Source organism: Pseudomonas laurylsulfativorans, from assembly GCF_002906155.1.
Taxonomy (GTDB): domain Bacteria; phylum Pseudomonadota; class Gammaproteobacteria; order Pseudomonadales; family Pseudomonadaceae; genus Aquipseudomonas; species Aquipseudomonas laurylsulfativorans.
The window spans coordinates 24,717-36,902 of sequence record NZ_MUJK01000009.1; the positions used below are offsets into that span (position 1 = coordinate 24,717).

Consider the following 12,186-nt stretch of genomic DNA (forward strand, 5'->3'; position numbering starts at 1 on the left):
GTTAGCAAACTAACAGTGTGTGTTTTCCCTCGTGCCGAATAACCTCGACGTTCTCCAGATGAACATCAGCAGTGCCATGGTGGTGGCCGCCAGGCATTGGCGCAAAATCTGCCAGACCACGCTGGCCAACTATGGAATCTCCGAAGCCTGCGCCGTTCCGCTGTTGATGATCGGGCGTCTGGGCGAGGGTGTGCGTCAGGTGACGGTGGCCCAGGCGGCAGGGATGGAGAGCCCGTCGCTGGTACGCTTGCTCGATCAGTTGTGCCATGGCGGCTACGTGTGCCGCACCGAAGATGCACAGGACCGCCGCGCCAAATGCCTGAGCCTGACCGATACCGGTCGTGAGCTGGTGCAGGCGGTCGAAGTGGAGCTGGTGCGCTTGCGCCAGGAAGTACTTGAAGGCATTGACCAGAGTGATCTGGAAGCTACGCTGCGGGTACTCAGAGCATTTGAAGCGGCCACGCCGCCATCGGTGGCCAACTCTTGAACGGATTTTTCTCTGGCATGCCCCCGGCGCGGGACTGGTTCTACGGAGTCCGCACCTTCGCCGCATCGATGATCGCGCTGTACATCGCCCTGCTCATGCAAATGCCGCGTCCGTACTGGGCGATGGCCACGGTGTACATCGTTTCCAATCCATTCCTCGGCCCGACCACTTCCAAGGCGCTGTACCGGGCAATCGGCACATTTATCGGCGCTGCGGCGGCGGTTCTGTTTGTGCCGATATTCGTGCAGAGCCCCTACGTGCTGGTGGTGGTGATTGCGCTGTGGACCGGTACGCTGCTGTTTCTGTCCCTGCATTTGCGCACCGCGAACAACTACGCCTTGATGCTCGCCGGTTACACCTTGCCGCTGATTGCCCTGCCGGTGGTGAATAACCCGCTGGGGGTGTGGGACGTGGCCGAGGCACGGACCGAAGAAATCTTCCTCGGGATCGCCGTGGCGGCAGTGGTGGGCGCGATGTTCTGGCCCCGGCGTCTGGCGCCGGTGTTCAATGATTCGGTGAGCAAATGGTTTGCCGATGCCTCGACCTACAGCCTGCGCTTCCTCAGCCGCAGCGTGCAGCCTGAAGAAGTCAGCGCGTTGCGTGCATCGATGGTCGCCACCTTCAACTCCCTGGAGTTGATGATCGGTCAGTTGCCCCACGAAGGCTCGCGTCCGCAGACGGTGCGCAACACCAAGGAGTTGCGCGGGCGGATGATTCACCTGCTGCCGGTCATCGATGCCCTCGACGATGCGCTTTACGCACTGGAACGGCGTACCCCCGAGCTTGTGGATAAGTTCGCGCCGTTGCTGGCCGCCACCTGCGAATGGCTCGAGCATAAGGATGCCGATCTCGAGCGCTGGCATGCGCTGAAGGATCAACTTGAGGCCCTGCAACCCGCGCCCGAAGCGCTGGATGACCGCAAGCAATTGCTGTTCTCCAACGCCATTTACCGTCTCGCCGAGTGGATCGATTTGTGGCAGGACTGCCGCAGCCTGCAATACGCCATCCAGTGCGAAAGCCAGGACAGCTGGCGCGCCGTGTATCGGCATTGGCGGCTGGGACGGCTGACACCGTTTCTGGATCGCGGCCTGATGTTCTATTCCGCCGCATCGACCGTCACGGCAATCATTGTCGCCTCGGTATTGTGGATTCTGCTCGGCTGGACCGATGGCGGCAGCGCAGTGATCCTGGCGGCGGTGGCGTGCAGCTTCTTCGCCTCGATGGACGACCCGGCGCCGCAGATTTACCGGTTCTTTTTCTGGACGGCGATGTCGGTGGTGTTCGCCAGCCTGTATCTGTTTCTGGTGCTGCCCAACCTGCATGACTTTCCGATGCTGGTGCTGGCGTTTGCCGTGCCGTTCATCGTCGTCGGCACCCTGACGGTCAAGCCGCAGTTTTACCTGGGCATGCTGCTGACCCTGGTCAACACCTCGTCCTTCATCAGCATTCAGGGTGCCTACGACGCGGACTTCCTCAGTTTCGCCAACTCCAACCTGGCCGGGCCCATGGGGCTGCTGTTCGCATTCATCTGGACCCTGATCGCCCGGCCGTTCGGTGCCGAGCTGGCGGCCAAGCGTCTGACCCGTTTCAGCTGGCGTGACATTGTCAGCCTCGCCGAGCCGGCCACGTTGTCCGAGCATCGGCTACTGGGCATACGGATGCTCGATCGGCTGATGCAGCACCTGCCGCGCCTGGCCATGACCGGCCAGGACTCCGGCGTGGCGCTGCGGGAAGTGCGAGTGGCGCTGAATCTGTTGGACCTGCTCGCTTATACGCCGCGGGTCCTCGGTGTGCCGCAGGTGCTGCTGCGCCAGGTGGTGGCCGAGGTTGGCGAGTACTTCAAGGCCTGTCTCAAGGCCGGTGAACGCCTGCCGGCACCGAGCCCGCTGCTGATGACCCTCGACCGCACCCGTCGCGCCCTCAGCGGTGCCGGCGATGACGAAACCCGTCGGCATCTGTTGCACGCCCTGAGCGGCTTGCGCCTGGCACTGTTGCCCGGCGTCGAATTCGTCGGTTCCGCCGAGCCCGAAGAACCGCTTCCCCATGGCATTGATGGAGCGCCTTTATGATCGGTGACCTGGATCTGAGCGGGGTGTTCCTGCCCACGCTGCTGGTGCTGATGGGCATTACGTATGTGTTGTACCTGTTGGTGCACGGGGTGCTGACGCGCCTGCACTTTTACCGTCTGGTCTGGCACCGGGCATTGTTCAACGTGGCTCTCTACGCCTTGCTGCTTGGCGCCGTGGATTCACTCAGTCGATACCTGATGACATGAAAAAACCGTTTCTAACCCTTGGTCGCGTGGTGCTGACCCTGCTGATCGTGAGCTTCGCCGTTGTCGTGGTCTGGCGCATGGTGATGTATTACATGTTCGCGCCCTGGACCCGCGATGGGCACATCCGTGCCGACATCGTGCAAATCGCCCCGGACGTCTCCGGGCTGATCCAGCAAGTGGAGGTGCGCGATAACCAGTTGGTCAAGCGCGGCCAGGTGCTGTTCAGCATCGATCCGGACCGTTTCAAGCTGGCCCTGCGCCAAGCGAAAGCGGCCGTCGCCGACCGTGAAGAAACCCTGGCCCAGGCCCAGCGCGAGGCCAAGCGCAACAAGGGCTTGGGCAACCTGGTGCCGGGCGAGCAACTGGAAGAAAGCCAGTCGAAAGTGGCCCGCGCCCAAGTGGCGTTGATGGAAGCCCAGGTGGCGGTGGACAGCGCTCAACTCAACCTCGACCGCTCGGTGATCCGCAGCCCGGTGGACGGCTACGTCAACGACCGCGCGCCTCGGGCCCAGGAGTTCGTCAGCGCCGGGCGTCCGGTGTTGTCAGTGGTCGACAGCAACTCGTTCCATATCGATGGCTACTTCGAAGAAACCAAACTGAACGGCATCCATATCGGCCAGAGTGTCGACATCCGGGTGATCGGCGACAATGCGCGCCTGCGCGGGCATGTGGAAAGCATCGTCGCCGGTATCGAAGACCGCGACCGTACCAGCGGCAACAACCTGCTGCCCAACGTCAACCCGGCGTTCAGCTGGGTGCGGCTGGCCCAGCGGATTCCGGTGCGGATTGCCTTTGACGACGTACCGGCGGATTTCCGCATGATCGCCGGGCGTACTGCCACCGTTTCGATCATTGACGACAAAAACCGGGAGCCCGTGCAATGAGCAAGGCCTCGGGTTTGGCGGTCGCCGGATTAGGCTTGCTGCTGTCGGCGTGCCAGATGGTCGGGCCGGATTATCATTTGCCTGAAGAGGCCGCTGTCCATCGTCCGGACTTCCAGGGCGACCTGGCGGTAGACGGCAAAACGGTGGTGTCCGCGCCGGTGCCGGCCGATTGGTGGCGCCTGTACAAGGACCCGCGACTCGACCAGTTGGTGCAGCAGGCCATGGCCTCCAACACCGATTTGCGTATGGCGGCGGCCAGCCTGTCGCGGTCTCGCGCTCAGGTCGATGAGGCCGAAGCGGCGGGCGGCTGGAGCGGCGGCGTGCAGATGGGCGCCCAGCGTTTGCAGGAGTCTGGCCAGGCGTTCTTGCTGCCGGAAAAAGTGCCGGTGGCCAACATCGGTGATATCGGCATCAGCGCGTCGTACCAGTTTGACCTGTTCGGTACCTTGCAGCGCGGCATCGAAGCGGCCAAGGCCAATGCCGATGCGACGCAGGCTGCCGCTGATACTGCACGCATTACCGTAGTGGCCGACGTGGTGCGTGCCTACACCCAGGTGTGCGCGGCCAATGAAGAACGGGAAATTGCCCAGCACTCCCTCGACCTGCAAGCCCAGAGCACCACGCTGATCCAGCGCCTGCGCGATGCCGGGCGTGGCGACGAAACCCAGGTCACCCGTTCGCAAACCCAATTCAAATCCCTGCGCGCCGATATGCCGCGTTATGAGGCCGCACGTCAGGCCGGGCTGTACCGCTTGTCGATGTTGCTGGCCAAGCCGGTGGACCAACTGCCGGCCGGCACCGCCACCTGCGACGAGCTGCCAAAAATCGCCCAATTGATCCCGGTGGGCGATGGCGCCGCGTTGCTCAAGCGTCGCCCCGATGTACGACAGGCCGAGCGGCGACTGGCGGCCGCGACGGCCGGTATTGGCGTCGCCACGGGTGAGCTGTACCCGAACATCAGCATCGGCGCGACCATCGGTACCGTCGGTATCCTCGACGATCTTGGCGACCCGTCCACCAACCGCTGGGGTTTCGGTCCGTCGCTGACCTGGAACGTTCCGACCAACGGCGCCCGGGCGCGAATCCGCGAAGCCGAAGCGGTGACCCAGGCGACGCTGGCGCATTTCGATGGGGTGGTGCTCAACGCCATTCGCGAAACCCAGACCGGCCTCGCCCAATACACCGCGTTGCTGCAACGCCGCGATGCCCTGGCCGATGCCGAGCAATCGGCCAAACTGGCGGCCGACCAGACTCACCGCTTCTTCCAGGCCGGCCGCGCCTCGTTCCTGGCCGATCTGCAAGCCACCCGCACCTACATCGATGTCACGGCGCAACTGGCGGCTGCGAACACCCAGGTTGCCGCCAGCCAGATCGATTTGTTCCTCGCGCTGGGCGGCGGCTGGGAAAGCGGACGAACGCAAGCGTCGAACTCCGGCAAACCCTGAGGCCGTTGCTATGCTTTGAAGTGTTGGAAGGGCGCCCCGTGCAAAGCGCCCTTTCTTCGCACAAGGCTCGCGCAGGTCAGGGGGAAACCAATAATGAAAAACCCTTATGCTCTCGGCTTCTGGTGCGCCATCGTGGCATTAGTGCTGCTGTCGGCCACCTATTTCTACGGCATCATGCTGGCCCACCAGATCGATAAGGCTCTGGCGTTCCTCGACAGTGCCGTCGCGCTGATTGCGGTGATGTCCATTGCGGTGGTGGCCTGGGCCTCGGTCCAGAATCAACGCATCAAAAAAAGACAACTCGAACAAGGCAAGACCCTGGTCCTGATCTGGGACACCAAGGTGGCGTTGCGTCGTGTCGAAACCGTGTTCGATCGCTATTTTTGGGGCAGTTACTGGCAACCGGGGCGCACGTTTCAGGAAGTCATGGGCGAGTTGACCGGCACACCGCTGGAAAAAAGCCTCGAAACCCTGAAAAAACAATGCCTGGCCCTGGACCGGCAAGTGGCTGACGACGGGCGGCACTGGCTCAGCAATGCCCGGGAACTGGCGGATGTCGCCACGGCCATGGCCCGCGAGCGCTATCAACTGGACGTCTGCGACCCGCGCGCGGAAGTGACGGGCGGGGCGGTGATCAATCGCGACTTCGAAGTGCTGGTGTACACCTGGACGGCGCGGCTCAAAAGCTTTGATCATCAGCTGGATGAGATAGAAGTCCAATACTCTTGAGTTGATATTGGCTGTTCGATCGCCTTCGCGAGCAGGCTCGCTCCCACATTGGAATGCATTCCCCTGTGGGAGCGAGCCTGCTCGCGAAGGCGAACTAACATCCACCGAAATGCTCAGCCCTATATGGCCCCCCCCAAGACACTCTTTCACCCTTAATCATTGGGCCGTTCGTCGCGCCCGGTGCTAATCTCCATTCCACTTTCAGCACAGTCGAGCCGCAACCCGCCATGGGTTCAGGGAAGACGACCACACTTTCAACAACGGACATTGAACGGGTCATACATGAATAAATCAGCAGGCGTGCTACTGGGAATTGTTGTCGCAATCGGTGCCATCAGCGCAGGCGGGGCCTGGTTCACCGGTACCCGGCTCGAAGGTGTGTTGAACACCTCGATTGCCGATGCCAACAAGGAACTGCAAGCGGCCATGGTCGGTTCCAACGGCACCGCGTCGCTGGAGCTGGTGTCGCTGGAGCGTCAGGTATTCAGCAGCACCGCGCACTACCGCCTCAAGGGCGAAGGCGAAATGTTCGGCGAAACGCCGATCGAGTTGCTGTTTGTCGATCACATCGAACACGGCCCGTTGCCGTTTTCGCGGCTGATGTCGCTGAAGTGGCTGCCGGTCATGGCGACCAGTCACTACGAACTGGAAAAGACCCCGCTCACCGAGAAGTGGTTTGCCGCCGCCAAGGACAAATCCCCGCTGACCGGCGTGGTCAACATCGGCTATGACAACGCCACCAGCGGCACCCTCGAGTTGCAGCCGCTGGAAATGGCGCTGGATGACAAGTCGAGCATGAAGTTCTCCGGCTTGAGCATTGATGTCGATGCCAGCGCCAAGGCGCAGAAGGTCAAGGCCAGCGGCTACATGGACAGCCTGAAAGTGACCACTGTGTCCGAAGACCAGGCGCCGGTGCAGGTTGAATTGAATGGCCTGACCCTGGCCAGCAACCTGACAAAAAGCACCTACGGTTTCTACATCGGCGAGAACGTCCTTGAGCTGGCCAGCGGTAAGTCGACCTTTGGCGTCAAGCAGTCGGTGCTGGACTTCAAGAAATTCGAGATGAAAAACCTGACCGAAGAAAAGGGCACCAACGCTTCCGGGCGCGCCGATTACAAAGTTGGCGAAGTGTCCCTGAACGGCAAGACCATTGGCTCCGGTGCGCTGGCCATGAGCCTGAAGAACCTCGACATTCCGGCCACCCTGTCGTTGATGCAGGTCTACCAGAGCAAACTGCAGCCCTATGAGCGTGCGGCGGCCGAAGCGACGGCAGCGGGCCTGCCGGTACCGGAGCTGAAACTGACCGAAGCCGAAGAAGCACTGCTCAAGTCCAGCCTGGAAAAACTGCTGGCAGCCGGCCCGCAGGTGGCCCTGGAGAACCTGTCGTTCAACACTGCCAATGGTGAGAGCCGCGCCAACATGGTGCTCGACCTGACCAAGCCACAGGCCATCGACCTGCCGACCGAGCAGTTGGTCAGACAGTTGATCGCGCTGCTGGACTTCAAGCTGCAAGTGTCCAAGCCCATGCTGGTCGATGTGCTTACCGTGCAATCGCAAATCGACGGCCAGACCGACGCCAAGCTGATTGCCGACCAAGCCACTGCCACCGCAGACATGTTCAGCAGCATGGCGGTCGGCAGCCAACTGGCAAAACTGGACGGCAACAACATCGTCACCAACTTGCATTACGCCAATAACCAGGTGGACTTCAACGGCCAGAAAATGACCGTTGAAGAGTTTGCCGGATTTGTCATGAGCAAGTTCGCGGGTGCTGAAGCCACCGAATAACGGCAGCCCTTTACCCGGTAACGCCCGGCCTCTGCATCGCGCAGACGCCGGGCGTTTTGCTGTCCGGCATCGCTAGGGCACGTCACGGATCAGGCGCCATGCCTCTTCCCATCGCAACGGCTGTTTCATCCGCTCGGCGAGCATCGCCATGGCCCGGTCCATCTCGCAGGCTACCGCCGCCGACACCACGCCGTTTTTTCCGAACAGGCCTATGAAGGGCGGATCGTCAGGATCGCCATTGAATTCGACTTCGTCCCAGGCTTCGGCATGCCCGAGGTAGTCGTAGGTCTTACCGAAATGCCAGGTCCAGAAAAACGGCACATCGAGGTAATGCTCGTCGCCACCCAGCATATTGGCCGCAGCGATCCGCGCCTGCTGTTGGGCCAGTCGCCAGTGTTCGATGCGTACGTGCTGGTTGTTCAGCGGGAACGTGGCGATGTCGCCAGCCGCCCAGAGGCCGTCGGCCACGCGCATACCGCCGTCCACACGCAGCGAGTGATCCTGCTCTTTCGCCAGCCCGGTGAAGGCGTCGGTGGCTGGCGTGACACCCACGCCGACCAGCACCAGATCCGCCGGCAAGCGTTGGCTGTTGTCCAGGCGCACGGCTTCGACCTTGTCCGTCCCTTCGATCTGTACCGCATTGCCCTGGGTATGAAACACGACGCCATTGGCCTCATGCCGCGCGCGAATGGCCTTGCCGACCGTGTCACCGAACTGTTTGGCAAGCGGCACTTCGTGGCGGGCCAGCACGGTTACATTCAGGCCAAGCTGGCGCAGGGACGAGGCGGATTCCATGGCAATGAAACTGTCGCCGATGATCACGACTCGCTGGCCGGCGCTGGCGCTGTCGAGAATCTGCTGCGCATGGACTTTGGAGCGTAAAACGAACACCTGCGGCAGGTCGGCGCCGGGCAGCGTCAGTGGGGTGGGAATGCCACCGGTGGCCAGCAGCGCGGCGTCGTATGTCAGTGACTGGCCGTCAGTCAGCCGCAGCGTCCTGTTTGGCGCATCCAGGCTGGCTACTTCGCCTTGCAGGCGCTCGATCCGCTGTTCGCGGTAAAACTCTTCGTCCCGCAGTGGTGGGACGTCGTGCAGCGGCATCTCCCCGGCGATCACGTATTTGCTCAGCGCGGTGCGGTCGTATCCGGCTTCGGCTTCGCGGTCGATCAACAGTAACCGGCCACCGAAGCCTTTCTCGCGCAACGCGGCTGCCGCCGCCGTGCCTGCCGCGCCAGCGCCGATAATAATGAAAGTCCGCGAATCGTCGGACGGTGGGGTGTGGGCGTCCGGCAACGGCTGGTCGCCGACCCAGATGTCACCGTCACGGACTTCGAGGGGGTAGCGCTTGAGGCTGTCCAGGGCTGGTGGTTCACACAGCCCGCCATCCTCGATCCGGAACTGCGCCTTGTGCCACGGACAGGTCAGGCGTCCATTGCATACCGCGCCATCAGCCAGCGGGGCGCCGGCATGCGGGCATTCGGCCTGATAAGCGCGCAGTTGTTCGCCGGCCCGCAACAGCAGGATCTTGCTGCCCTGGACCTGCACTTCCAGACCCCGGTCTTCGGGCACATTGGCGACACGCGCAACGCGATGCAGAGTCATGATTGCTCTCCAGACAGACGTTTCACTTATGAGTCTGGTGCTAATCGTGAGGTTCAGCCAATTCCCCCTGCCAAGGCGTTAACGGTCCGGCTATAGTTTGCACGCCGACGACGGCCCAACACGCACAAGGTGCTCCGGTATGCCCCGATTGACCTCAATGAACCCTTGGCTTGCGGCCGTAGTTGTCGCCCTTTGCGTGCAGTTCCCGGCACAGGCCCAGGAACGCTTCACCCTGAACATTCCTGGTGTCTCCGATGACCGTCTGTTCACGTCGGCCGCTGCGAGCGATTCCGCGGGCTGTGGCGGGCACAACATGTCCCCGGCGTTGAGCTGGAACGCCGGCCCTACAGCCACCCAAAGCTACGCCATCGTCATGCACGACCCGGACGGCCAGAAAGGCCAGGGTGTCGAGAACTGGGTGCATTACGGCATCAAGGCCGGCACCCACCAGATCCCGGCCGGCGCCGGGAGCAAACCCGGCCTCGAGGGCTTCGGCGGCACCAACAGCAAGGCAACCACCGGTTACGTCGGCCCTTGCCCGCCCGTTGGCGACAGCGCGCACCACTACATCATCCAGATCTATGCCCTGGACCTGGCCCCGGACGCCTTGCCTGCCGGCCTGACCCGTGCGCAGCTGCTGGAAAAAATCAAAGGCCACGTGCTGCGCAACAGCAGTGTGGTGCGCCGCTACCACCGCTAACCGTCTTCACGAATCAACTGAAGTGCGCCGCGCTCGGGGAATTTGGCATCCCGACCCGAAAGCGCGCACTATCAGGCTATAGCCGATGCGTTGGAGGATGCCGTGGCAAAAAAAATCGACCGCATCGCCCAAATGCTCAACTGCCCGCAAAAGGGTGAAGAACTTCGGCGAGCGATTACCGAGAGTCGCAAGGATTTTCTGCTGAACCAGCCGGAAGAAGACGTTGTTGAAGACGACGACCTTGAAGAGGCGTTTTTCGACGACGACGAGGACGATGATGAGTACGACGAGTTCGACTGGACGACAGAATGAAAAAAACCGCTTCGGCGGTTTTTTTGTGGGCCACAAAAAAGCCCCAGACCCATAAGGCCTGAGGCTTTCTCGTTACAGCGGTATGGTGCACCAGGCGGGATTCGAACCCACGACCCCTGCCTTCGGAGGGCAGTACTCTATCCAGCTGAGCTACTGGTGCAATGCGGGCGCCATGATACTCATATGCACTGCGGGCGTCCATGCTGCTGATTCGCCTGCGTTTATTACAAGCGTAACGGACGTTTGCTACGTTGATCAGAAAATATGGGCAAAAGCGTCGTTTTCGTTCTTTTTTTCGAACAGGCTATTGTCCTTTACCCCCTTTGATCCTAGGATTCGTTTGAGATTTCAAACGCTCTTGTCTGGGTGCTGAACCGCACGATTTGAATCAGTGCGCTATTTATGTGCTTCAGCCCGGTGAATGATTTCCCTGACGGCAGCCTATCGAGGCGCCTTTCTACAATCATAATTCGCTCCGCATCTTTAATGCGGTGCTGTTAAGGAAAGCCGACATGCAGCTTAAAGACACCCAGTTGTTCCGCCAGCAAGCCTTCATCGATGGCGCGTGGGTTGATGCGGACAATGGTCAGACGATCAAGGTCAACAACCCGGCAACGGGCGAAATTCTGGGCACCGTGCCGAAAATGGGCGCTGCCGAAACCCGCCGTGCGATCGAAGCTGCTGACAAAGCGCTGCCGGCCTGGCGTGCACTGACCGCCAAAGAGCGCGCAGGCAAACTGCGTCGCTGGTACGAGCTGATCATCGAGAACCAGGACGACCTGGCTCGCCTGATGACCATGGAACAAGGCAAGCCACTGGCCGAAGCCAAGGGCGAAATCGTTTACGCCGCTTCCTTCATCGAATGGTTCGCCGAAGAAGCCAAGCGCATCTACGGTGACGTGATTCCGGGCCACCAGCCAGACAAGCGCCTGATCGTGATCAAGCAGCCAATCGGCGTGACCGCTGCTATCACCCCGTGGAACTTCCCGGCTGCCATGATTACCCGTAAAGCCGGCCCGGCCCTGGCCGCCGGTTGCACCATGGTCCTCAAGCCTGCTTCGCAAACTCCGTTTTCCGCTTTCGCCTTGGCTGAACTGGCCCAGCGTGCCGGCATCCCGGCTGGCGTGTTCAGCGTGGTTTCGGGCAGCGCCGGCGACATCGGCAGCGAGCTGACCAGCAACCCGATCGTACGCAAGCTGTCCTTCACCGGTTCGACCGAAATCGGTCGTCAACTGATGTCGGAATGCGCCAAGGACATCAAGAAAGTGTCCCTGGAACTGGGCGGCAACGCGCCGTTCATCGTGTTCGACGACGCGGACCTGGATAAGGCCGTCGAAGGCGCGATCATTTCCAAATACCGCAACAACGGCCAGACCTGCGTCTGCGCCAACCGCCTGTACATTCAGGATTCGGTCTACGACGCGTTCGCCGAGAAGCTGAAAGTGGCTGTGGCCAAGCTCAAGATCGGTAACGGTCTGGAAGACGGCACCACCACTGGCCCGCTGATCGACGAAAAAGCCGTGGCCAAGGTGCAAGAGCACATTGCCGACGCCGTTTCCAAAGGCGCCACCGTGCTGTCCGGCGGCAAGTCGATGGAAGGTAACTTCTTCGAACCGACCATCCTGACCAACGTGCCGAACAACGCTGCCGTGGCCAAGGAAGAAACCTTCGGCCCACTGGCTCCACTGTTCCGCTTCAAAGACGAAGCCGACGTGATCGCGATGTCCAACGACACCGAGTTCGGCCTGGCCTCGTACTTCTATGCCCGCGACCTGGGTCGTGTGTTCCGTGTGGCTGAAGCCCTGGAATACGGCATGGTCGGCGTCAACACCGGTCTGATCTCCAACGAAGTCGCGCCGTTCGGCGGCATCAAGGCTTCGGGCCTGGGCCGTGAAGGCTCCAAGTACGGCATCGAAGATTACCTGGAAATCAAATACCTCTGCCTGGGCATCTAAGCCGGGGAG

General features: G+C 61.4%; 11 protein-coding genes and 1 tRNA gene. 10 read left to right on the forward strand and 2 right to left on the reverse strand.

Annotation, left to right across the window (positions count from 1 at the left end; translation table 11 throughout):
* The first annotated feature begins 58 nt into the window (after positions 1-58).
* The 7 genes from B0D71_RS23135 (at position 59) to B0D71_RS23165 (ending at position 7,608) form a co-directional block, all read left to right on the forward strand.
* Positions 59-487 (forward strand): MarR family winged helix-turn-helix transcriptional regulator, encoded by a 429-nt coding sequence (locus B0D71_RS23135; protein WP_205886030.1) that lies wholly within the window; start codon positions 59-61, stop codon positions 485-487.
* Positions 484-2,556: an FUSC family protein gene (locus tag B0D71_RS23140; RefSeq protein WP_103396793.1), complete on the forward strand. Its 2,073-nt coding sequence runs from the start codon at positions 484-486 to the stop codon at positions 2,554-2,556. The genes B0D71_RS23135 and B0D71_RS23140 overlap by 4 nt, the downstream gene beginning before the upstream one ends.
* Entirely contained in the window at positions 2,553-2,762 is a 210-nt protein-coding gene (locus B0D71_RS23145) for a DUF1656 domain-containing protein (RefSeq protein ID WP_007987399.1), read from the forward strand. Before B0D71_RS23140 ends, B0D71_RS23145 begins: the two co-directional genes overlap by 4 nt.
* Positions 2,759-3,646: an efflux RND transporter periplasmic adaptor subunit gene (locus tag B0D71_RS23150; RefSeq protein ID WP_103396794.1), complete on the forward strand. Its 888-nt coding sequence runs from the start codon at positions 2,759-2,761 to the stop codon at positions 3,644-3,646. Before B0D71_RS23145 ends, B0D71_RS23150 begins: the two co-directional genes overlap by 4 nt.
* A complete protein-coding gene (locus tag B0D71_RS23155; RefSeq protein ID WP_103396795.1) occupies positions 3,643-5,091 on the forward strand; it encodes an efflux transporter outer membrane subunit in 1,449 nt (482 codons plus the stop codon). Before B0D71_RS23150 ends, B0D71_RS23155 begins: the two co-directional genes overlap by 4 nt.
* A 93-nt stretch (positions 5,092-5,184) precedes the next feature.
* Entirely contained in the window at positions 5,185-5,820 is a 636-nt protein-coding gene (locus B0D71_RS23160) for an NADH:ubiquinone oxidoreductase subunit N (RefSeq protein ID WP_103396796.1), read from the forward strand.
* 282 nt (positions 5,821-6,102) lie between these two features.
* A complete protein-coding gene (locus tag B0D71_RS23165) occupies positions 6,103-7,608 on the forward strand; it encodes a YdgA family protein (RefSeq protein WP_103396797.1) in 1,506 nt (501 codons plus the stop codon).
* Between the two features lie 72 nt (positions 7,609-7,680).
* Here the strand turns inward: B0D71_RS23165 and B0D71_RS23170 are convergent, their stop codons facing one another.
* Positions 7,681-9,210 carry an FAD-dependent oxidoreductase gene (locus tag B0D71_RS23170; RefSeq protein ID WP_103396798.1) on the reverse strand — a complete coding sequence of 510 codons (1,530 nt, stop codon included), beginning with the start codon at positions 9,208-9,210 and terminating at the stop codon, positions 7,681-7,683.
* Positions 9,211-9,349: 139 nt separating this feature from the next.
* On the opposite strand from B0D71_RS23170, the gene B0D71_RS23175 reads away from it, so the two are divergent.
* Positions 9,350-9,910, forward strand: coding sequence for a YbhB/YbcL family Raf kinase inhibitor-like protein (locus B0D71_RS23175; protein WP_103396799.1), 561 nt, complete (start codon positions 9,350-9,352; stop codon positions 9,908-9,910).
* 42 nt (positions 9,911-9,952) lie between these two features.
* Positions 9,953-10,222, forward strand: a complete 270-nt coding sequence (locus tag B0D71_RS23180; protein WP_240635731.1) for a hypothetical protein — start codon at positions 9,953-9,955, stop codon at positions 10,220-10,222.
* 83 nt (positions 10,223-10,305) lie between these two features.
* On the opposite strand, the gene B0D71_RS23185 is transcribed toward B0D71_RS23180, so the two are convergent.
* Positions 10,306-10,382, reverse strand: a tRNA-Arg gene (locus tag B0D71_RS23185).
* A 352-nt stretch (positions 10,383-10,734) separates the two neighbouring features.
* Here B0D71_RS23185 and gabD point away from each other — a divergent pair.
* Positions 10,735-12,177 carry an NADP-dependent succinate-semialdehyde dehydrogenase gene (gabD, locus tag B0D71_RS23190; RefSeq protein ID WP_103396801.1) on the forward strand — a complete coding sequence of 481 codons (1,443 nt, stop codon included), beginning with the start codon at positions 10,735-10,737 and terminating at the stop codon, positions 12,175-12,177.
* Positions 12,178-12,186 lie beyond the last annotated feature (9 nt).